General features: G+C 70.7%; 23 protein-coding genes, 2 tRNA genes and 3 pseudogenes. 15 read left to right on the forward strand and 13 right to left on the reverse strand.

All coding sequences use genetic code 11. The annotated features are described in order from the left end of the window. Positions 1-20: 20 nt before the first annotated feature. Positions 21-1,668: pseudogene (locus ACR5MH_RS04870) on the forward strand (FAD-binding dehydrogenase). A 77-nt stretch (positions 1,669-1,745) separates the two neighbouring features. Here the strand turns inward: ACR5MH_RS04870 and ACR5MH_RS04875 are convergent. Further along, entirely contained in the window at positions 1,746-2,504 is a 759-nt protein-coding gene (locus ACR5MH_RS04875; RefSeq protein ID WP_433862349.1) for a hypothetical protein, read from the reverse strand. Positions 2,505-2,639: 135 nt separating this feature from the next. On the opposite strand from ACR5MH_RS04875, the pseudogene ACR5MH_RS04880 reads away from it, so the two are divergent. Together ACR5MH_RS04880 and ACR5MH_RS04885 are read left to right on the forward strand one after the other, a co-directional pair. After that, positions 2,640-2,822: pseudogene (locus tag ACR5MH_RS04880) on the forward strand (acyl-CoA thioesterase); the annotation flags it as partial. Positions 2,823-3,023: 201 nt separating this feature from the next. Beyond that, positions 3,024-3,427 (forward strand): annotated as a pseudogene (locus ACR5MH_RS04885) (acyl-CoA thioesterase). A gap of 15 nt (positions 3,428-3,442) precedes the next feature. Here ACR5MH_RS04885 and ACR5MH_RS04890 read toward each other — a convergent pair. Further along, on the reverse strand, positions 3,443-4,132 hold the full coding sequence (locus ACR5MH_RS04890; RefSeq protein ID WP_431346364.1) for an anti-sigma factor family protein: 690 nt from the start codon (positions 4,130-4,132) through the stop codon (positions 3,443-3,445). Continuing rightward, on the reverse strand, positions 4,129-4,644 hold the full coding sequence (locus ACR5MH_RS04895; RefSeq protein ID WP_431346363.1) for a sigma-70 family RNA polymerase sigma factor: 516 nt from the start codon (positions 4,642-4,644) through the stop codon (positions 4,129-4,131). The genes ACR5MH_RS04890 and ACR5MH_RS04895 overlap by 4 nt, the downstream gene beginning before the upstream one ends. A 295-nt stretch (positions 4,645-4,939) precedes the next feature. On the opposite strand from ACR5MH_RS04895, the gene ACR5MH_RS04900 reads away from it, so the two are divergent. Beyond that, entirely contained in the window at positions 4,940-5,206 is a 267-nt protein-coding gene (locus tag ACR5MH_RS04900; protein ID WP_433862603.1) for a Rieske (2Fe-2S) protein, read from the forward strand. Positions 5,207-5,300: 94 nt separating this feature from the next. On the opposite strand, the gene ACR5MH_RS04905 is transcribed toward ACR5MH_RS04900, so the two are convergent. The 5 genes from ACR5MH_RS04905 to msrA all read right to left on the reverse strand — a co-directional run bounded on the left by ACR5MH_RS04905 (position 5,301) and on the right by msrA (position 9,159). Next, complete coding sequence (locus tag ACR5MH_RS04905; protein WP_431346361.1) at positions 5,301-5,768, reverse strand: acyl-CoA thioesterase; 468 nt, start codon at positions 5,766-5,768, stop codon at positions 5,301-5,303. A gap of 7 nt (positions 5,769-5,775) precedes the next feature. Further along, a complete protein-coding gene (gene ettA / locus ACR5MH_RS04910) occupies positions 5,776-7,458 on the reverse strand; it encodes an energy-dependent translational throttle protein EttA (protein ID WP_431346360.1) in 1,683 nt (560 codons plus the stop codon). Positions 7,459-7,522: 64 nt separating this feature from the next. Beyond that, complete coding sequence (locus ACR5MH_RS04915) at positions 7,523-8,029, reverse strand: DUF6993 domain-containing protein (protein ID WP_431346359.1); 507 nt, start codon at positions 8,027-8,029, stop codon at positions 7,523-7,525. A 10-nt stretch (positions 8,030-8,039) separates the two neighbouring features. Continuing rightward, positions 8,040-8,498 (reverse strand): single-stranded DNA-binding protein, encoded by a 459-nt coding sequence (locus ACR5MH_RS04920; protein WP_431346358.1) that lies wholly within the window; start codon positions 8,496-8,498, stop codon positions 8,040-8,042. 136 nt (positions 8,499-8,634) lie between these two features. Next, positions 8,635-9,159, reverse strand: coding sequence for a peptide-methionine (S)-S-oxide reductase MsrA (gene msrA, locus ACR5MH_RS04925; protein WP_431346357.1), 525 nt, complete (start codon positions 9,157-9,159; stop codon positions 8,635-8,637). A gap of 131 nt (positions 9,160-9,290) precedes the next feature. Here msrA and ACR5MH_RS04930 point away from each other — a divergent pair, with 131 nt between their 5' ends. Further along, a complete protein-coding gene (locus ACR5MH_RS04930) occupies positions 9,291-10,106 on the forward strand; it encodes a hypothetical protein (RefSeq protein WP_431346356.1) in 816 nt (271 codons plus the stop codon). 84 nt (positions 10,107-10,190) lie between these two features. Here ACR5MH_RS04930 and nadE read toward each other — a convergent pair whose 3' ends face one another. Continuing rightward, positions 10,191-11,033, reverse strand: a complete 843-nt coding sequence (gene nadE, locus ACR5MH_RS04935) for an ammonia-dependent NAD(+) synthetase (protein ID WP_433862350.1) — start codon at positions 11,031-11,033, stop codon at positions 10,191-10,193. A gap of 76 nt (positions 11,034-11,109) precedes the next feature. On the opposite strand from nadE, the gene ACR5MH_RS04940 reads away from it, so the two are divergent. After that, on the forward strand, positions 11,110-12,327 hold the full coding sequence (locus ACR5MH_RS04940) for a cation:proton antiporter (protein ID WP_431346355.1): 1,218 nt from the start codon (positions 11,110-11,112) through the stop codon (positions 12,325-12,327). Positions 12,328-12,334: 7 nt separating this feature from the next. On the opposite strand, the gene ACR5MH_RS04945 is transcribed toward ACR5MH_RS04940, so the two are convergent. After that, entirely contained in the window at positions 12,335-13,189 is an 855-nt protein-coding gene (locus tag ACR5MH_RS04945) for a LysR family transcriptional regulator (protein WP_431346354.1), read from the reverse strand. A gap of 139 nt (positions 13,190-13,328) precedes the next feature. On the opposite strand from ACR5MH_RS04945, the gene ACR5MH_RS04950 reads away from it, so the two are divergent. Then, positions 13,329-14,672: an MFS transporter gene (locus ACR5MH_RS04950; RefSeq protein ID WP_433862351.1), complete on the forward strand. Its 1,344-nt coding sequence runs from the start codon at positions 13,329-13,331 to the stop codon at positions 14,670-14,672. Positions 14,673-14,703: 31 nt separating this feature from the next. Next, a tRNA-Arg gene (locus tag ACR5MH_RS04955) sits at positions 14,704-14,779 on the forward strand. A gap of 101 nt (positions 14,780-14,880) precedes the next feature. On the opposite strand, the gene ACR5MH_RS04960 is transcribed toward ACR5MH_RS04955, so the two are convergent. Beyond that, complete coding sequence (locus ACR5MH_RS04960; protein ID WP_431346353.1) at positions 14,881-15,183, reverse strand: glutaredoxin family protein; 303 nt, start codon at positions 15,181-15,183, stop codon at positions 14,881-14,883. Positions 15,184-15,279: 96 nt separating this feature from the next. Here ACR5MH_RS04960 and ACR5MH_RS04965 point away from each other — a divergent pair, with 96 nt between their 5' ends. From ACR5MH_RS04965 to ACR5MH_RS04975, 3 genes are all read left to right on the forward strand, one after another. Continuing rightward, positions 15,280-16,128 (forward strand): SGNH/GDSL hydrolase family protein, encoded by an 849-nt coding sequence (locus ACR5MH_RS04965; protein WP_431346352.1) that lies wholly within the window; start codon positions 15,280-15,282, stop codon positions 16,126-16,128. Between the two features lie 10 nt (positions 16,129-16,138). Then, positions 16,139-16,762 carry an oligoribonuclease gene (gene orn / locus ACR5MH_RS04970; protein WP_431346351.1) on the forward strand — a complete coding sequence of 208 codons (624 nt, stop codon included), beginning with the start codon at positions 16,139-16,141 and terminating at the stop codon, positions 16,760-16,762. 63 nt (positions 16,763-16,825) lie between these two features. Beyond that, positions 16,826-16,901 (forward strand) — tRNA-His (locus ACR5MH_RS04975). Positions 16,902-16,938: 37 nt separating this feature from the next. Here the strand turns inward: ACR5MH_RS04975 and ACR5MH_RS04980 are convergent. After that, positions 16,939-17,544, reverse strand: coding sequence for an ArsR/SmtB family transcription factor (locus tag ACR5MH_RS04980; protein ID WP_431346350.1), 606 nt, complete (start codon positions 17,542-17,544; stop codon positions 16,939-16,941). Positions 17,545-17,620: 76 nt separating this feature from the next. On the opposite strand from ACR5MH_RS04980, the gene ACR5MH_RS04985 reads away from it, so the two are divergent. Continuing rightward, a complete protein-coding gene (locus tag ACR5MH_RS04985; RefSeq protein ID WP_431346349.1) occupies positions 17,621-18,385 on the forward strand; it encodes an MFS transporter in 765 nt (254 codons plus the stop codon). After that, the gene (locus ACR5MH_RS04990; RefSeq protein ID WP_431346348.1) at positions 18,352-18,894 is read left to right on the forward strand and encodes an MFS transporter; all 543 of its coding nucleotides are present in this window, start codon (positions 18,352-18,354) and stop codon (positions 18,892-18,894) included. The genes ACR5MH_RS04985 and ACR5MH_RS04990 overlap by 34 nt, the downstream gene beginning before the upstream one ends. 196 nt (positions 18,895-19,090) lie before the next feature. Here the strand turns inward: ACR5MH_RS04990 and ACR5MH_RS04995 are convergent, their stop codons facing one another. Then, positions 19,091-19,786, reverse strand: a complete 696-nt coding sequence (locus tag ACR5MH_RS04995; RefSeq protein WP_433862352.1) for a hypothetical protein — start codon at positions 19,784-19,786, stop codon at positions 19,091-19,093. On the opposite strand from ACR5MH_RS04995, the gene ACR5MH_RS05000 reads away from it, so the two are divergent. Then, the gene (locus tag ACR5MH_RS05000; protein ID WP_433862353.1) at positions 19,785-20,057 is read left to right on the forward strand and encodes a hypothetical protein; all 273 of its coding nucleotides are present in this window, start codon (positions 19,785-19,787) and stop codon (positions 20,055-20,057) included. The genes ACR5MH_RS04995 and ACR5MH_RS05000 overlap by 2 nt on opposite strands. A gap of 78 nt (positions 20,058-20,135) precedes the next feature. Then, positions 20,136-20,279 carry a hypothetical protein gene (locus tag ACR5MH_RS05005; protein ID WP_431346346.1) on the forward strand — a complete coding sequence of 48 codons (144 nt, stop codon included), beginning with the start codon at positions 20,136-20,138 and terminating at the stop codon, positions 20,277-20,279. Positions 20,280-20,281 lie beyond the last annotated feature (2 nt).

Consider the following 20,281-nt stretch of genomic DNA (forward strand, 5'->3'; position numbering starts at 1 on the left):
CGTGCCGAAGGAGCCACGCCATGACCCCTGAACCCGACTGCCTCGTCGTGGGAGCCGGACTCGCCGGGCTGGTCGCGGCGTGCGAGCTGCTGGACGCGGGCAGGACCGTGACGATCCTCGACCAGGAGCCGGCGGCCTCCCTCGGCGGTCAGGCGTTCTGGTCGTTCGGCGGCCTCTTCCTCGTCGACTCCCCGAGCAGCGCCGCATGGGCGTCACCGACTCGCTCGCGCTCGCCCGGCAGGACTGGTTCGGCAGCGCCGGCTTCGACCGGGCGGAGGACCACTGGCCGAAGCGCTGGGCCGAGGCCTACCTCCAGTTCGCCGCAGGCGAGAAGCGCGCGTGGCTGCACCAGAAGGGCGTCCGGTTCTTCCCGGTCGTCGGCTGGGCGGAGCGCGGCGACGGTACTGCGGGAGGCCACGGCAACTCGGTGCCGCGCTTCCACATCACCTGGGGCACCGGCCCCGGCGTGCTGGAGCCGTTCCTCCGCCAGGTGCAGGCCGCCGCCGTGACGGGGAAGGCGCGACTCCTGCACCGCCACCGGGTGGACGAGCTGATCGTGGAGGACGGCCGGGTCGTGGGCGTCCGCGGCGCGGTTCTCAAGCCCGACTCCGCCGCGCGCGGCGCCGCGAGCAACCGGGAACGGATCGCGGACTTCGAACTGCGCGCGCCCGCGGTCGTGGTCGCCAGCGGCGGGATCGGCGGCAACCACGACCTGGTGCGCGCGGCGTGGCCGGAACGGCTCGGCACTCCCCGGACTTCATGCTCTCCGGCGTCCCCGCACACGTCGACGGCCGAATGCTCGGCATCGCCGAGACGGCGGGCGCCCACCTCATCAACGGCGACCGGATGTGGCACTACACCGAAGGCATCCAGAACTGGGACCCGGTCTGGCAGCGGCACGGCATCCGCATCCTGCCCGGGCCGTCGTCGCTCTGGCTGGACGCGCGCGGCGAACGGCTGCCCGCCCCGCTGTTCCCGGGGTTCGACACCCTCGGGACGCTGGAGCACCTCCGCGTGACGGGCTCCGACTACTCCTGGTTCATCCTCACGCAGAAGATCATCGAGAAGGAGTTCGCGCTGTCGGGCAGCGAACAGAACCCAGATCTGACCGGCAAGGACGTCGGCCTGCTCGCCAAGCGCGTCGGCCCCGGCGCGCCCGGACCGGTGGAGGCCTTCAAGGAGAAGGGCGCCGACTTCGTCGTGGCTGACACCCTGGACGAGCTCCTCGCCGGGATGCAGCGCCTGTCGGAGGTCCCGCTCGACACCGACCTGGTCGCCCGACATGTGCGGGAGCGCGACCGGCAGCTCGACAACCCGTTCGGCAAGGACCTCCAGCTCGCCGCGGTCCGAGGCGCGCGCGCCTACCGGGGCGACAAGCTCATCCGCGTGGCGTCGCCGCACAGGCTCACCGATCCGAAGGCCGGCCCGATGATCGCCGTGAAGCTGCACGTCCTCACCCGCAAGAGCCTCGGCGGCATCGAGACGGACCTCGACGGCCGCGTCCTCGGCATCGACGGCGCGCCGGTGCCGGGGCTGTATGCGGCGGGCGAGGCGAGCGGCTTCGGCGGCGGCGGGGTGCACGGGTACCGGGCGCTGGAGGGGACATTCCTCGGCGGCTGCCTGTTCTCCGGGCGGCAGGCCGGGCGCGCGGTGGCGCGGGCGGTCTAGCCGCGCCGCGCAGGCTCGCCTCAGCCTCGCAGGACCTCCTCAGCCTCGCAGGACGTCCTCAGCCGCGCAGGGCCTCCTCAGCCGCGCAGACTCCACGACTGCCGGCGGATGAGCGTGTGCCCACGCCGGGTGGTCAGCCGCGTCCAGGGCCCGGTCTCCAGGATGGCGACCGGCTCCCCCGCGGCAAGGAATCCGAGGCTCTCGGCCGCGAACGCCGCACCGGCAGGGACGTACTCCAGTTCGTCGATCGGACGGCCCCACACCTCGGCGCGCACGCGCTGGACGAGCTGCTCCCCCGTCCCCGTCGGCACCGCCTCCGCCACCTCGGCGATGCCGGCGGCCGCCGTGGCCTGCAGGAGCTCGTAGCTGGTCTCGCCGACCGGTCGCCAGCCGCCGCGGGGCGGCGAGATGCCCGCCCAGGTGACGGACGGCGCCTCCATCGGCAGCCGGACCTCCAACGGGGCGCTCTCGACGGCGCCGTCCACCGCGCCGGACTCGTCGCCGTCGCGGCCCTCCTCCTCGACCGCGCCGGTCTCGGAGGCGGCCGCCGCACTCTCCGCCGCCTCGCGCACGCGCGCGAGCCGGTCGAGCAGCGAGCGGATCGGCACGACCACGTCGAACTCCGCATCGTTCCCGGTCAGGAACGTGCGCAGGCCGAGCACGGTCGGCGTCTGGTCGAGCAGCCCCCTCGGATAGAGGATGGCGGTGTACACGGCGAGCACGCCCGATCCTGCGATCAGGCGCACCGACCCTTCCTCGACGCGGGCGGCGCGCGACAGGTACGTCTGCAGGTCGGCGGCGGCGAGGGTGTCCTGGAGGGAAAACGACTGGCTCATCTGCCCTCTAAGCTACTAGAGACCCCGGACGGAGACACTGTGACAGAGCCCCTGGAATCGCTGCTCACCGCACTCGACCTCACCGACACCGGTGCTCGCACCAGCGAGGACATCTTCACCGGGCCGTCCCAGTGGATGCCGCTGGGCCGCGTGTTCGGCGGCCAGGTGCTCGCGCAGTCCATCGTCGCGGCGACGCGCACGGTCGCCGACGACCGCAGCATCCACTCGATGCACGGCTACTTCCTGCGACCCGGAGACGTCAACTACCCGATCACCTTCTCTGTCGACCGCATCCACGACGGGCGGTCGTTCTCCACCCGCCGCACCCAGGCGTACCAGAACGGACTGCCGATCCTGTCGATGATCGCCTCGTTCCAGGACGACGACGAGGGCCTCGAGCACCAGGTGGACATGCCTGCCGGTGTGCCCGACCCCGAGTCGCTGCCGAGCTCGGCGGCGACGCTGGAGGAGGTCGAGCACCCGGTCGCGCAGTACTGGGCGAGCCAGCGTCCCTTCGACATGCGGCACGTTCCGTCGCCCATCTACCTGTCGGTCGAGGGCGCACACGTCGCCCACCAGGCGGTCTGGTTCCGCTCGATCGGCGACCTCCCGGACGACCCGGCGCTTCACCGTGCAGCGCTCGCCTACGCCAGCGACTACACGATCATGGAGTCGGTCATGCGCCGTCACGGCGTGGCCTGGGCGACCCCGGCCTCAAGGCCGCCAGTCTCGACCACGCGATGTGGTGGCACCGGCCGGCCCGGGTGGACGAGTGGCTGCTGTACACGCAGGAGTCGCCGAGCGCGAACGGAGGCCGCGGACTGGCGCTGGGCCGGATCTTCGGCCGCGACGGACGCCTGGTCGCCAGCGTCGCCCAGGAGGCCACCCTCCGGGTGCCGGACGCGGCGAAGCTGCGCGACTGACGCCGACGTGCCGGCTCAGCCGAACGTGGTGCGCAGCAGCACGGTGCCGTTGCCCGCAGCGCGGATGTCGATCGCCGCGATGTCCGACAGCGGCACGCTCGTGGTCGCCGCCGGCTCGACCACGGTTCCCTCCGCGGCCTTCCAGGTCGAGATCTGGGTCTGGTGACCGGACCGGTCTGTGACGACCATCGCATACGTCCAGGTGCGACCGCCGTCGCCGCCGACCTTGGCATACGCGCAGCGCGAGTCGATCCGCGTACCCCACGGCTCCGAGGTGAGGTGGAGGTCGGCGGACAGTGCGCTCGGCTCGACCTGCTCCATCGCGACGCTCGTGCCCGCGGGGGCGCCGGGCTCCAACGCAGGGACGGCGATCGCGATGGCCCCCACGAGCACGGCCGCCGCCGCAGCGGCGAGACCGCCCACCAGCCAGCGCGACCGCCTCCTGCGCCGCCGGGCGGCGTCCAGCAGCGACGGGAGCACCTCGGCGCCGAGCCCGGCGTCCTGCGGCGCCTCCTCGTCGAGCAGTGCGAACGCCTGCTCCCGGGGCACCCGGCCGAGCAGACCCGGCATACCCGCGAGCTCGGCGACCGCGGCCGAGCAGCGCCCGCACTCGCGCAGATGCTCCTCGAACTCCTTGCGCTCGGCAGGAGCGAGCGCGCCGAGGACGTACGCGGCGTCCCAGGTGGCGAACTCGTCGTGGTTCATCGCTCCGTCACCCCTCTCTCCTGCAGCGCGAGCCGCATGGCCCTTAGTCCGTAGTGCAGCCGCGACTTGACCGTGCCCTCCGGAATCTCCAGCTCCCGGGCGATCTCCGCGATGGATCTGCCGCCGTAGTACGCATGGACGATCACCGCCCGATGCTCGTCCGAGAGCTCGGCGAGCGCGTCCGAGACGAGCCAGGCGTCGAGGACGGCGTCGGCGCCGTCGTCCGGCGACGACGGGCGCTCCGGGAGGGTGTCGGTGCCGAACTCGTGCTGCGCGTGCGCGCTGCGCTTGTCGTCGATGACGATATTGCGGGCGACTGTGAACAGCCAGGCGCGGGCGGACTGCTGCGTCTGATCCAGCACAGCGGGCTTGCGCCAGGCGCGCAGCAGGGTCTCCTGCACCACATCGTCGGCCATCGCTCGGTCGCCGGTGAGATGGACGACGTAACGCCAGACCGCCTGCGCGTGCTGGTCGTGCAGCTCCCGCAGCAGGCGCGCGTCCTCATCCGGCATGGTCACCTCCTGCACTAACCACGGAGACGGTGTGGGAAAAGTTCAGAACTCCATGGATGAAACGAAAGCCGACAGCCTCCCGTGCCTAACCTAGGAGAAAGCACTGCCGACCGGGAGGATCCACGATGACCGAAACCGCGCCGCTGACGCGCCGCACTCTCGTCCAGATCGGCGGCGTGTCCGCAGCAGGCGCGGGGCGCTGCTGCTGGCGGGCTGCACGCCGCAGGGCTCGGGTGCGTCAGGCGACGGATCGGGGAACGGGAACGGCGGCACGGCCACCGTCGCTCTCTCTTCGATCCCGGTCGGCGGCGCCGTCTCCGCGCAGCTCGGTTCGACGCCGATCGTCGTCTCGCAGCCGTCGGCCGGCACGGTGGTCGCGTTCAGCGCGGTGTGCACGCACGCGGGCTGCACCGTCGCCCCGCAGGGCAGCGAGTTCGACTGCCCGTGCCACGGCTCGGTGTTCGACGGCACGACCGGGGACGTCATCAACGGTCCCGCGAGCACGCCGCTGACGAAGCTGACGGCGAGCGTCTCCGGCGACAAGGTCACCGTCACCCAGTGACGCCTCACCGCCGAGGGGCACGCCAATGCCCCTGAACCAGCGTCTTAGGGGCGTTTACGTCGACCTGGCGTGGGCATCGGCGGCGGCGACGTGCTCAGCGTTTGGTGAACTGGACGGGATCGTCGAGATAGGGCGTCCAGGCATCGCGCTCGTGGTCGTTGATCCGGCGCGGGCGCTCGGTGGCGGCGTCGACCAGCACGATCGTGGTCGCAGCGCGTGAGAACAGCGTGCGCGGGTCTGCGCCGTCCGGCGACCACACCTCGTAGTTGACCTCCAGGCTCGCGCCGCCGAGCCTGCCGAGCCAGAGCTGCACGTCCAGCGGCTGCCGCAGGTACGGGATGGGGGCGAGGTACTCGATCTCCTGCCGCGCGATCAGCGTGAGCGTGTCGGCGCCGGGCCGGCCGTCGAGCACCGCCGTCGAGCCGCCGACGGCGTGCTCGTCGCTCGACCAGAACGCCTCGATGCGCGCCTCCTCCAGGAGGCGCAGCATCGCGGCGTTGTTCACGTGGCCGTAAGCGTCGAGGTCGCTCCAGCGGAGCTTGATCGGAACGTGCAGACGCATGACGGCGTCAGTCGCGCGTGAGCTTGCGGTACGCGGACCGGTGCGGCTTCGCGGCGTCGGCGCCGAGGCGCTGGACCTTGTTCTCCTCGTACGCCTCGAAGTTGCCCTCGAACCAGTACCAGTCGGACGGGTTCTCCTCAGTGCCCTCGTAGGCGAGGATGTGCGTCGCGATGCGGTCGAGGAACCACCGGTCGTGGGTGATGACCACCGCGCAGCCGGGGAACTCGAGCAGGGCGTTCTCCAGGCTGGAGAGCGTCTCGACGTCCAGGTCGTTGGTCGGCTCGTCGAGCAGCAGGAGGTTGCCGCCCTGCTTGAGCGTCAGTGCCAGGTTGAGCCGGTTGCGCTCACCGCCGGAGAGGACGCCCGACTTCTTCTGCTGGTCCGGTCCCTTGAATCCGAAGGTGGAGACGTAGGCGCGCGACGGCACCTCGGTCTTGCCGACCTGGATGTAGTCGAGCCCGTCGGACACGACCTCCCAGACGTTCTTGTTCGGGTCGATGCCGCCACGGGTCTGATCGACGTAGGAGATCTGCACGGTCTCGCCGACCTTCAGGTCGCCGCCGTCGAGTGGCTCCAACCCGACGATCGTCTTGAACAGCGTCGTCTTGCCGACGCCGTTCGGGCCGATGACGCCGACGATGCCGTTGCGCGGCAGCGTGAAGCTGAGGCCGTCGATCAGGACGCGGTCGCCGAAGCCCTTCTCGAGGTTCTTGGCGTCGATGACGATCTGGCCGAGGCGCGGCCCCGGCGGGATCTGGATCTCCTCGAAGTCGAGCTTCCTGGTCCGCTCCGCCTCGGCCGCCATCTCCTCGTAACGCGCCAGACGCGCCTTGGACTTGGCCTGACGGCCCTTGGCGTTGCTGCGGACCCAGTCGAGCTCGTCCGAGAGCCGCTTCGCCAGCTTGGCGTCCTTCTTGCCCTGCACCTCGAGCCGGTCGCGCTTCTTCTCGAGATAGGTCGAGTAGTTGCCCTCGTAGGGGTAGAGGTGACCGCGGTCGACCTCGGCGATCCACTCGGCCACGTGGTCGAGGAAGTACCGGTCGTGGGTGACGGCGAGCACGGCGCCGTGGTACTTGGCGAGGTGCTGCTCGAGCCAGAGCACGCTCTCGGCGTCGAGGTGGTTGGTCGGCTCGTCGAGGAGCAGGAGGTCGGGCTTCTGCAGCAGGAGCTTGCAGAGCGCCACGCGGCGCTTCTCACCACCGGAGAGCGTGTTGACCGGCCAGTCCCCCGGCGGGCAGCGCAGGGCGTCCATCGCCTGCTCGAGCTGCGAGTCGAGGTCCCACGCGTCGGCGGCGTCGATCTGCTCCTGGAGGGTGCCCATCTCGGCGAGCAGCGTGTCGAAGTCGGCGTCCGGGTCGGCCAGCAGCCCGGAGATCTCGTTGAACCGGTCGACTTTGTCCTTGATCTCGCCGACGCCCTCCTGGACGTTCTCGAGGACGGTCTTGCTCTCGTCCAGCTTCGGCTCCTGCATGAGGATGCCGACCGTGTACCCGGGCGACAGCTTGGCGTCGCCGTTGGACGGGGTGTCGAGGCCGGCCATGATCTTCAGGATGGTCGACTTACCTGCGCCGTTCGGTCCGACGACGCCGATCTTGGCGCCCGGCAGGAACGCCATGGTCACATCGTCGAGGATCACCTTGTCACCGACGGCCTTGCGGGCCCTGACCATCGAGTAAATGTATTCGGCCACTCTGTTCCTGTACTCCCTGTCTCGGACTCGCCGGGCTCGAAGCCCTGTACGAGGATACCGGGAACTACCAGTCGATCGGCCGGGTCTGGCCGATCAGACAGCCTCCGGTCGCGAGGGTGGGGCTCGTGAGGCTGGTGTAGCCGCCGGAGTCCGCCCCGTACTGGCCGATCACACAACTCGCTCCGAATTGGACCGAGAACTGGATCGACGGTGCTTTCAGACCGATCGTGGTCGTGTCCGGCGTCAGCTCCATGTCCGACTTGGCGAACCCGGCGGCGACGAGCGCGTCGATGAAGTCGCGCCCCTGCGCGGCGGGCTTGGCAGCGATCGTCCCCTTGTTGACCTTGTCGAAGTACGGCAGGTTCTGCTCCGCCGTGCCGCCGGGGATGAGCGCCGGCGCCGCGCTCGCGGTCGGCGTGGGCGTCGGCGTCGCCGAGTCCGAGGCTGTCGTGCGCGGCGCGGGATCGGTCGTCGCCGAAGGACGAGCCCCGGCGCACCCGCTCAGGAGCAGCGCCGACGCGACCGCCGCACCCGCGAGCAGGACGGCGGCAGGTCGGGCGGGCGCTCTCATGCTGTACACCCTAGGGCCCGGCGCCTCGGGGATTCCTCCGACTTCCGGGCGTCTCCGGCAACCCCGAAGGCGGCTCCGACTCGCCGTCGCCCCCGCCCGGCAGGTCGAGAGCGGCCATGCGGCGCGTGAATTCGCTGCGGCCCCAGCTCAGATCGTGCCCGATCGCCTCCGCCTCGATCTCGACCGTCACGCCGAGCTGTTCACCCTCCCAATCGCGCACGCACAGCCTCCCGGCCACCACAAGCGGGTCGCCGCACGCGATGCACGCCGCCGCGCTCACCGCGAGCTCGTCGAACGCGGTGACCGTGAACCAGTTGGACTGAACCCCCGCATCGCTCACCCCCGAGCGCCGTTCGCGCCTCCGGTCGTTCGTCACGAGCCGAAAGCTCGTGATCGCCGCGCCCGCCTCCGGTTCGACGTGCCGCGGTCTCGTCGCCACGGTGCCTCGTACCGTCACCGTCTCCGCCATGTCCTCCCCCGTTTCCGCGACCTCCCGTGAGGCCGTGGGTCAACGATGGCCGAACCGGAAGCTGCACCGCCGCGAAAACGGAGATCCGTGGAGAACACGCGAAACGGTCAGCCTGTGGAGGACAACGCGGCACGCGTCAGGCGGTCACGTATTGCGCGTAGGACGCCCGGATCTTGTTCACCTTGGGCAGCGCGACTGCCAGGCAGTAACCCTGACCCGGGTTCTTGGCGAAGAAGTCCTGGTGGTAGTCCTCCGCGCGGTAGAACGTCCCGAGCGGCTCGATCGTGGTCACGATTCCGCCCTCCCAGTACTCGGACGCCCGTTCGCGCGCGGCCTCGAACAGCGTGCGCTGCTCCTCGCCGTCGAAGAACATCGCCGACCGGTACTGGGAGCCGACATCGGCGCCCTGCCGGTTGAGCTGCCGCGGGTCGTGCAGCGTGAAGAAGACGTCCAGGATCACCTCCGCCGGGACGACCTCCGGGTCGAACGTCACTGCGACCGCCTCGGCGTGCCCGGTCGCACCGGTGCACACCTCCTCGTAGCTCGGGTCCACGGCGGTGCCTCCGGTATAGCCGGACACCACGTCCTGCACGCCGCGGAGCACGCGGTAGACGGCGTCGAGGCACCAGAAGCACCCGCCGGCGAGGACGAAAGTCTGCATCGGTCCATCCCTTCGATCGGTCCGACCCCCATTCTGCTACGGCAGCGACCCTCCGCGAGCTTCGCAACGGGATGCGCGACACAGCGCCGCCGCTGCCCGGCCGGAACGGTCCGCCCCGCTAGCATCACCGCATGCAGTGGTGGAATGACTTCGTCGATTGGCTCAACTCATCGGCCGCGCGGCCCGCGGTCTTCAACGCGGCGGTCCTCGCGATCGCCGTCATCGTCTCCGGTCTTCTCGCCGCGTGGATCGCGCGCGGCGCCCTCCGTGGACTCCTGTCGCGCACCGATCGTCAGCAGAAGGCCAGCGCGATCGCCGCGCTCGTCGACGCGGCGACCGAGGCGTCCGTCTGGAACTCGCTGACTCCGGCCGAGCAGGTGCTCTCCGACCGCGCCGTCGGCCAGGCCGACATCCTCGTGCGGCTCCTGCCGATCAAGGGCTCCGGCATCGCCGCCAACTGGGCGGGGCACCAGCTCGCCGAGATGAAGCGCGCGTCCGCGACCTTCGGCTACCAGCTCGACCCGGCCGTCGCGGAGTTCCGCGACCGGCTGATCGAGTGGCAGAACAAGCCGAGCCGCGCGCGCCGCATCTTCCAGGGCGACCTCGAGCGCTGGCGCTTCGAGAGCGCGGACCCGAGCACCTCGCTGGTGGCCCAGCAGGACGCCTGGGTGGCGCAGCAGCACCACCAGCAGTACACGGCGCCGGACGCCGCGACGGAGGAGACGGTCCCGGCCGCGACCTACACCCCCGCGGCCGGCGCTCCGGCGGCGACCGCTCCCCACTCGGCTGCCCCCGCGGCGCACAGCGACTCCGCTTTCACGTCCGCCAACTACCCCACCACGGGCGGCGCCAACGACGAGACCCCGCTCCCGGTGTCCGCGTTCGCCGCGTCCGGCGACGAGAACGACACCACCCCCGACCCGCGCTTCGGTCAGCCTGTCGGCTGACCCCGCGCACCCGAGCCTCACCACGACAGAAGGGGCGCCGACCATCCGGTCGGCGCCCCTTCTGCGTGCTGAGGAGGCGGGAGCTCAGCGGCTGTAGTCGCCGCGCGTCGTCCACCAATCGTCGAACATGCTCGCCGGCACCCGGCGCTTGTGCTCGGTCGCCAGGTAGCGCGTCTCGATCGCCGACGCGATCTCCTCCGCGACGTCGCGGCCCTCGAGGAAGTCGTCGATGTCGCTGTACCGGATGCCCAGGTTGGCCTCGTCGGTCTGGCCCGGGTCGAGGTCGAGGAGGTCGGCGGTCGGCGGCTTCTCGTAGAGACGTGCGGGCGCCTGCAGGTGCTCCAGCAGCGCGCGGCCCTGCCGCTTGGTGAGGCCGCTGAGCGGGAGCACGTCGGCGCCCCCGTCGCCGTACTTGGTGAAGAAACCGGTCACGGCCTCGGCCGCGTGGTCGGTGCCGACCACGAGCAGTCGGTGCTGGCCGGCGATGGCGTACTGCGCCACCATCCGCACGCGCGCCTTCACGTTGCCCTTGTTGAAGTCGGTCATCGCCTCGCCGACGGCGTCGCCGAACTCGGCGTCCACCCCGTCCACGCCGCGCTTGATGTTGAACTCGATGGTGCGCTGCGGCCGGATGAACGACAGCGCGAGCTGCGCGTCCTCCTCGTCGTGCTGGACGCCGTACGGCAGGCGCACCGCGATGAACTCGGCCTCGACCCCCTCCACGGCGAGGCGCTCGACCGCGAGCTGGCAGAGCCGGCCGGCGAGGGAGGAGTCCTGGCCGCCACTGATGCCGAGCACGAACCCGGACGCGCCGGTCGCCCTCAGGTAGCGCACGAGGAAGTCGACGCGCTCGGCGACCTCCTCCGCGGCGTCGACGCTCGGCGTCACGTTCAGCTCATCGATGATCCTGGCCTGGAGTTCACGCATGCTGCCACGATACTGGGCGCGGATTTCGTCCGTGTGAACTCCCCGCGCGCCAGGCGCTCGCTCTAGCATCGGCCGCATGAACCCGCTCGTCGGAACGATCGTGCTCGTGCCGCTGCTGGCCGTCGTCGCCGCCCTGGTCGCCTCGGCGGTGGGGAGGGTGGCGAAGATCCCGCTCGTGGTGTTCGAGATCGTGCTCGGAATCCTGGCCGGACCGAGTGTGCTGGGCTGGGTTCCGGCGTCGGACGCGCTGCACGCGGTCGGTCAGTTCGGCCTCGCCTTCCTGTTCTTCATGGCAGGGAACGAGATCGACTTCCACGCCATCCGCGGCCGGCCGTTGCGCCGGGCCTCCCTCGGCTGGGTCGTCTCGCTGGTGGCCGGGGTGCTGCTCGGAGTGCTGCTCGCCCCGACCGCGATCGCCGGCGTCTATGTCGGGATCGCGCTGTGCTCGACCGCGCTCGGGACGCTCACGCCGATGCTGCGCGACGCCGGCGAGCTGCGCACCCCGTTCGGCCTCGCCGTCACGGCTGTCGGCGCCGTCGGCGAGTTCGGGCCGCTGCTGGCCATCTCGCTGTTCCTGTCCGGACGGAGGCCGCTCGCCGCCGCCCTGGTGCTGATCGCGTTCGCCGTCGTCGCGGCCGGCGCAGTGTGGTTCGCGGCGCGGGGAGGCCACGAGCGGTTCCACGCGCTCGTGCGCGCCACCCTGCACACCAGCGGGCAGTTCGCCGTCCGCGTCGTCGTGCTGGCCGTCGCCGCGCTGGTCGGGCTGAGCCTCGCGCTCGGGCTGGACATGCTGCTCGGCGCGTTCGCCGCGGGCGTCGTCGTCCGCGTGCTGCTCTCCGGGGCGGCCGAGGAGGACGCGAAGCTCATCGAGACGAAGCTGGAGGCCGTGGCGTTCGGCGTCCTCGTCCCGGTCTTCTTCATCGAGACGGGGATCACCTTCGACCTGCGCGGGCTCCTCGGCGACCCGCACGCCCTGCTCCTGCTGCCGATCTTCCTCGTGCTGCTGCTGATCGTGCGCGGCCTCCCCGGCTCGCTCGCCGCCCCGCGCGGCTCGACGGTCGCCGACCGGGCGTCACTCACGCTGTTCAGCGCGACCGGGCTGCCGATCATCGTCGCCGTGACGAACATCGGCGTGAAGGACCACGACCTGACCTCCGGGACCGCGACGGCCCTGGTCGGCGCCGGGATGCTGTCGGTGCTGATCTTCCCGGTCGTGGCTCTGCTGCTCCGGCAGCGCTCGGCCGACGGCGGCGTGCGGCCTCCCGACCCGGACCGCATCCCGGTTGTGGGCTGAGGCGGGATCACGGCACCCGGGTGACCGCCCGGGCGAGGATGGCGGTGGTGAGCGCCTCCACCGGCTCGCGCGCCGCCGACGGGTTCGACAGCAGCGTGAAGTCCACATGCCCGAGTTCCGGGAGGCCGAACCGGTTGGTGACCTTGATGAGGTCGGTGGGGATGAGGGACCGCGGGAACACCGCGACCCCGAGGCCCGCGCGGACGGCGGCGAGGACACCGTTGACCTCGCGGGTGTTGCAAGTGATCCGCCAGGTGCGACCCACGGCCTCCAGCGCCTCGATCGTGATCTGCCTGCTGAGGCTCGGCCCTTGGTAGGCGATCAGCGGCACCGGCTGATCGGGCTCCAGCGCCGTCTTCTCCTGGCCGATCCAGACCAGCTCGTCCGTCGCGACCACCGTCCCGTCGGTGGTGCCGGGGTTCTGCTTGATGAAGATGAGGTCGAGGTGGCCGGCCTGCAGCCGGCGGTGCAGCGGACCGGACTGGTCGACGGTGAGCTCGAGGTTGACCTGCGGGTTCTGCTGCCGGAAATGCCGGAGGATGCGCGGGAGGGTCGTGATCGCGAGGTCGTCGGCCGCGCCGAACCGGAGTCGCCCGCGCATCGCCGACCCGCTGAAGTAGCTCTCCGCCTCGGCGTGCGCGGCGAGGATCGCGCGGGCGAACTCGGCCATCGCGTCGCCGTTGTCGGTCAGCCGGACCTCCCTGGTGTCGCGCGAGACGAGCTGGCGCTTGGCGGCCTGCTCCAGCCTCCGGACGTGCTGGCTGACGGTCGGCTGGCTGATGCCGAGCCGCTGGGCCGCGCGGGTGAAGGAGCGCGTGTCGACCACCGCGAGGAACGTGCGCAGGAGGACGGGGTCGAACATCGGATGCTCCGTTCGCGGCAGTTATTCGGAAAGCCAATGGGAGTTATAGCTTCAATTCGCTCAAAGAATACCGCCGATTACGTACGGTTGAAGGAGGACAAGAACAGACCATACGGAACCAGGAACGCAGGAACGACTCGTGGCGAACTCCACAGCAGCAGCCCCTCCCACCGGCCCGATGCCCGTGCTCAGCGCACGTCCGCCATGGCGCGAGACCTTCATCTCGCTGCGCGTGACCAACTACCGCCGCTTCGCCGCCGGCAACCTCGTCGCCAACACCGCCGTCTGGATGCAGCGCATCGCGATGGACTGGCTGGTGCTGCAGCTCTCCGGCAGCGTCGCCGCAGTCGGCGTCACCGTGTTCATGCAGTTCACGCCGATGCTGCTGTTCGGGCTGTGGGGCGGTGTGATCGCCGACCGGTACTCCAAGCAGCGACTGCTGGTCTGCACGCAGTCGGCGGCGGCCGCGCTCGCCGCGCTGCTCGCGACGCTGACCCTCACCCACGCCGTTCAGGTCTGGCACGTCTACGCGATCTCGTTCGTGCTCGGGCTCGTCACCGTCGTGGACAACCCCGCACGCCAGGTCTTCGTCAACGAACTCGTGGGCCCGAAGTACCTCCGCAACGCGATCAGCCTCAACTCCTCGATCTTCCAGCTCGGCGGCCTCATCGGTCCGGCGCTCGGCGGCATCCTGATCACCGCGGTGGGTGGAGGCTGGTCCTTCGTCATCAACTCGGCCGCGTGCCTCGCCGTGGTCGGTGCGCTGCTCAGCCTCCGCACGAGCGAACTGCACCACTCCCCGGCGGCGCCGCGCGGCAAGGGCCAGCTCGCCGAGGGGATGCGATACGTGCGCCGCAAGCCGGTCATCTTCTGGACCGTGGTGATGGTCGCGGTGCTGGCGGTCTTCGCGTTCAACATGCCGGTGTTCCTGGCCGCCTACGCCAACAACGTGTACGACGTGGGGGCACGGGGCTACGGGATGTTCAACGCGCTCGTCGCCGCGGGCGCGCTCGCCGGTGCACTGGCCTCCACGCGCCGCACGTCGGTGCGTCTGTCGATGGTGGTGGGCACGGCCGCGGCCCTCGGGATCGTCCAGGCGCTCGCGGGACTGGCGCCGGACCAGATCGCCTTCAGCGTGCTGCTGGTCGGGATCGGCGTCGGGAACCTGCTCTTCATCACGGCGGCGAACTCGCTGGTGCAGATGTCGTCGAACGTCCAGATCCGCGGCCGCGTCATCTCGCTGTACATCCTGGTGCTGCTCGGCGGCCAGGCGATCGGCGGCCCGCTGATGGGCTGGGTGGTGGAGGCCGTCGGGCCGCACATCGCGATGGCCATCTCGGGACTGGTGCCGGCGGCGGCCGCGGTCGTCGTCGCTTTGATGATCGCGCGGAACGCCAGCCTGCGGCTGCGGTTCGGGCTGCGCGGGCGGCGGCCGGTGATCGCGATCGTGAACCGGGCGGGGAAGGCCGGGGCGAGGCTGTAGGGCGGGGCGGCTACGGTATCGTGGAGGCCGCGCCCCCGTAGCTCAGCGGATAGAGCAGGAGCCTTCTAATCTCTTGGTCGCAGGTTCGATTCCTGCCGGGGGCACCACACGCTCACCAAGTCGCGATTCGGACCGAATGTCGCCTTTGGCGTCGCCATTCGCCACATTCGTGCCGAATGTGAATTCGCGATCTGCGCTCGCGACGTGGTCAGAGGGCCCGCGCCGCCGCCACCAGCACCTGGTTCAGCGTCGGCACGCCCTCCGCCCGGAAGACCTCGGCGCCGTCCCCGCCGAGCACGATCACGGTCGGTGTCGATCGGATGCCGTCCGACTCGGCACGCGCAGGGTCGCGGGCCACATCGCGCTCGGTCACGCGCAGCCCGGGGACCAGGCGCACCGCCTCGGCGAGCACCGCGCGCGTCTGCATGCACGGCTCGCAGAAGGCGGACGTGTACAGGGTGAGGCCGACCTCCCGGGTGACGGGACGGTCAACGGCGGGTGTCGCATCCACGTCGACCAGTGTACGTCCGGCGAATTCCCGGCGACCATCCCGCGACAGCGCCCGGCGCGTCACCCGCGCGTCACCGCGGCGACCGACAATCGGGGCGTGAGCAGGACCGCCTACACACGTTACGTGGCCCTCGGGGACTCGATCACCGAGGGGCTCTGCGATCCCGCGCCCGCACGGCCCGGCGCCTGGCTCGGCTGGGCCGACCGCCTCGCCGGCATCCTCGACGGCGACGCGCGGCTCTCCGGCGCGACCGTGGAGTTCGCCAACCTCGCCGTGCGCGGCCGGCGGATCGCGGACGTGGTCGGCGAACAGGTGCCCGGCGCGCTCGCGCTGCAGCCCGACCTGGTGTCGGTGCTGGTCGGCGCCAACGACCTGATGAATCCCACCGCCGACCCGGACGCGCTCGCCGAGCGGCTCTCCGACGGGGTGCGGATGCTGCGGGAGCGCGGGACGACGGTGCTGCTGGCGAACCTCTTCGACCCGCAGTTCGCGTTCTTCCTCAAGCCGTTCCGCGGGCGCGCCGCGGTCTTCAACGCGAACATCTGGAGCATCGCGCGCGACCACCACGCCGTCGTGCTGGACGTCTGGGGCGTGCGCGAGTTCCGCGACCCGGCCATGTGGGGCGCCGACCGCGTCCACCTCAGCTCGCGCGGGCACCGGCTGCTCGCGTCGCACGCCGCCCACGCGCTCGGCGTACCCTACGCGGAGACCGCTCCCGCCGAGGGGACCGCCGCGCGCGCCGGAACCGCGGCGGAGGCCCCCACCCCTCCGGACGACCTCCCGCTGCGCACCTGGCTGCGGGTGCACGCGATCCCGTGGGCGGCCCGGCGCCTGCGCGGGATCTCCTCCGGCGACGGGCTCAGCCCCAAGCTCCCGGAGGCGCTGCCCGTGCGCAGCCAGGCCCTCGTCCCCGGACAGCCGCGGATGGTCGGAGGCCCGCACTAGACTTGCGGGCATGGCTGCCTCAAGTGATCGACTGGTCTGGATCGACTGCGAAATGACCGGACTCGACCTCGAGGTCGACGAGCTCGTCGAGATCGCCGTGGTCATCACCGACTTCGAGCTGAACGTGCTCGACCCGGGGCTCAACATCGTGATCAAGCCCGACGCCTCCGCGCTCGCCAACATGAACGACTTCGTACGCGAGATGCACACCACCTCCGGCCTCATCGAGGAGATCCCGGACGGCAAAAGCCTCGCCGAAGCCGAGTACGAGGTGCTGGAGTACGTCCTCAAGTACGCGCCGACGGCCCGCACCGCGCCGCTCGCGGGCAACACCATCGGCACCGACCGGATGTTCCTCGCCAAGTACATGCCGCGCCTCGACAACCACCTCCACTACCGCAACGTCGACGTCTCCTCCATCAAGGAACTGGCACGCCGCTGGTACCCGCGCATCTACTTCAACGCCCCCGAGAAGAACGGCGGCCACCGCGCGCTCGCCGACATCCTCGAATCCATCCGCGAACTCGACTACTACCGCGCTGCGGCCTTCGTGGGCGAGCCGGGACCCACCACCGAGCAGACCCAGGAAGCGGCCGCGGGCGTGGTGGAAAAATGGGCCGCCCGGATGTATTAGAATCGATGAGTTGCCTCGCGCGGAACGGCCATCGCAGATGACCCGGACCGCTCGCGGAACATGGTGGGTATAGCTCAGCTGGTAGAGCGCCTGGTTGTGGTCCAGGAGGTCGCGGGTTCAAGCCCCGTTACTCACCCCAACACGAAAGGCACGCTGTTTCGGCAGCGTGCCTTTCTTCATTCCGCGCTTCGGTGGAGTACGAAGATGCCGCCGTGCGCTGGCAGGTGGCTGCGCTCGTGGTCCGTCTCGACATACGAGTCGATGACCGCCACGATGCGGCGGTCCAGCTCCGCGACATCCTCCGGCGACAAGTGCAACGAGAACCTCGCGAACGTCGCGATGGAGGCCGGGCCCGCCTCCGCGAGCTCCTGCTGGAAAGCCTCCATCGGAGCCACGGTCCGGCTGGAGTCCTGCTCCTCCAGCGCCATCGACAGCCACCAGCTCCGCCCGGTCGAGCGGTACGGCTTCTCCAGCGCCCCGCTCTCTCCCGATCGTACCGGCGCCGGCTCCAGGAAGCCCGCGCCCACGAGCTGGCGGACGTGGTAGTAGACCGTGCCGGCGTCCTCCCCCAGCCGGTCGGCGAGCTGCTTGTTGGTCAATTCATGGTCGCCGCACAGGCGCAGAATGCGCACCCGCAGCGGATGCGACAACGCCTTGACCTCCGCGACGGTGGCCGGGCGCCGCTTGGCATCCGGGTCGGCGGACGGGCCGGGCACGCCGCGCGCGGCCTCCTCAGGCGTCTGGGCGGGGGACGACGAGTCGGAGGGTGTCGGGGCGGACATACCCCGAGGATACCCGCCCAATTGAGTTTCTTCATGTCGATTGAGGTTTCTCAATCCTCATGCCAGGCTGGACCACGTGACATCGGAACGCGCGGCCTCCGCGCCGCTCGGCTCGCGCTACTGGACGCTCTGGACGTCGTCGGCCCTCTCCAACCTCGCCGACGGCGTGATGAAAGTCGCGCTGCCGCTGGTGGCCATCCGCTACACCGACTCCCCCGCGCTCATCGCCGGCCTCACGTTCGCGTTCACCCTGCCGTGGCTGGTGTTCGCGCTCCTTGCGGGCGCGCTCGCCGACCGGTTCGACCGGCGCCGGCTGATGCTCGTGGCCAACATCGCGCGGGCGGCGTTCTTCGGCTTCCTCACGATCGCGGCCGTCGCGGGCGCCGGGTCGATCTGGATGCTCTACGCCGAAGCGATCTGCGTCGGCGTGGCCGAGACCGTCTATGACACGTCGTCGCAGTCGATCCTCCCGCAGCTCGTGAGCAAGCCCGCGTTGTCCCGGGCCAACGGCCGCCTCTACGCGGCCGAGCTCACCACCAACCAGTTCATCGGCCCTCCGCTCGGCGGCTTGCTGGTCGCAGCCGGGATCGGGCTCGCCTTCGGGACGCCCGTGCTGCTCTGGGTCGCAGCGATCGCGATCCTGCTGCTCGTCCGCGGACGCTTCACCACCGACCATCCACGCACCACCACCATGCGCGCCGACATCGCGGAAGGGCTGCGGTTCCTGCGCCGCAGCACACTGCTGCGCACGCTCGCGGTCATGGTGGGCGGATTCAACTTCGCCAGCAGCGCCGTGTTCACGTATTCGTGCTGTACGCGGTCGGCCCCGCCTCCGCGATGAACCTCACCGACCCGGGCTACGGGCTGCTGCTCACCGCCTCGGCGCTCGGCAGCGTCCTGGGGACATTCCTCGCCGAGCCCGCCGAACGGCTCTTGGGCCGGGCGCGAGCGCTCACCCTCACGGTCCTCGGCTCGCTGCTGACTGTCGCCACACCGGCGTTCACCACGAACCCGTACATCATCGGCGCCGGGTTCCTCCTCGGCGGTGTCACCGTCTCGATCTGGAACGTCATCACGGTGTCGCTCCGGCAGCGTGTGACGCCGCAGCGGCTGCTCGGTCGGCTGAACTCCGCGTATCGCCTGCTCGCGTGGGGGACGATGCCGCTCGGGGCCGCAGCAGCAGGCGTGATCGCCCAGTTCTTCGGGATTCCCGCGGTGTTCCTCAGCATGGGCGTCGTCGCTCTCGCAATGCTGATCGGGATGATCTGGGTCACCGACAATCGCATGGCGGCAGCCGAGACGGAGGCCGAGGAAGCGGACGAGCGCGACCACGCCGCGTTCGGCGGCTGACCGGCCGACCGACGCACACCGCACTGTCAGGTTCCGGCTCCGGGAGCCCCTCGGGACGGAGCCGCGAGGGGGCACGCACACGACTTTGCCAGCGTTTGTGCCCGAGTCGTCCAGAGTAGGCGCCTAGCGTGGTCGATCGACGGCAGTGAACGCCGTCCGTGCTGCGCCCCGGCGTCCAACCCCCGAACCCCGGACGTCACCCCCGAAAACCCGGTGCGGCACACCCGCGCCGAACGCCGCGCCTCGGGACCACTGGTCCAGTGGCGCTTCCGTGCGTGCCGGCGCGGTTGCCAGCCCGTCCGAGCGCTCTCCCCGGGAGCGCTCTCAGCCGCGCGCCTCCCTCCGGGATGCCGCGCGGCTGGGCGGGGAAGCCCGATCCAGGAACCCTATGCTCAGCACTCTCAGCCACGTCGTCCGCTCCTCCAACCTCTCGTTCGGCCGCGTCCTCACCGGCGCCGCCGCGATCATCATGTCGGCCAGCATCGTCGCCCCGATGGTCGCGCAGCAGCAGGAGAGTGAACGCGCAACCCGCGAACTGTCCCAGTCCACCGGGATCCACCACGACCAGCTCGGCGTCTACGACAAGCTCTGGCGCGACCGCCTCGAGGGCATCGCCCAGCAGAGCCTCACCAAGGCGGAGTCCACCGTCCAGGCGAACGCCGCCAAGGCGGACGCGACCGCCGCGAAGACCGCGATCGCCGGGCTCGGCGACTTCAAGAAGCTCGACGACGATCGACACCACCGACGCCGCCACCACGGCCCTCGCCGCCGCCGGTGTGGCCGCCGACCAGAAGGCCGCCGCAGCCGCCGCAGCAGCAGCCGCCGCTGCCGCAGCCACCCAGGCGAACGCGAATACGCCGAACGGTGCGCGTACCGCCGCGCAGTCCATCATGGCCAGCTCCTACGGCTGGGGCGCCGACCAGTTCCAGTGCCTCGACAGCCTCTGGTCCAAGGAGTCCGGCTGGAACTACCAGGCCTCCAACGGCAGCAGCGGCGCGACCGGTATCCCGCAGGCGCTGCCCGGCAGCAAGATGGCGACGTTCGGCAGCGACTGGGCGACCAACGCGACCACCCAGATCAAGTGGGGCCTCTCGTACATCAAGGGCTCGTACGGCACCCCGTGCAACGCGTGGAGCCACTCCCAGGCCATGAACTGGTACTGAGCCGGTTCGGCACCTCGACGCCAGGTCCGACAGTTCCAGAACAGAGGGGACGGCGGCCGCGCCGGTAGACTCGCCCAGGTGAGCACCGGCCCGGCCCCCGTCCCCTCTGTCGTTCACACGATCCGCGGCGCGCGGTTCGCGGTGGCCACGGCGCGCGGCTTCGGCCGCGGACGCGCGAAACGCACGATCGGCCTCCACGCCGCCGTCGCCGGGGCCTGGTGACG

This window comes from Streptomyces sp. L7, assembly GCF_050990935.1.
GTDB lineage: Bacteria > Actinomycetota > Actinomycetes > Actinomycetales > Microbacteriaceae > Leifsonia.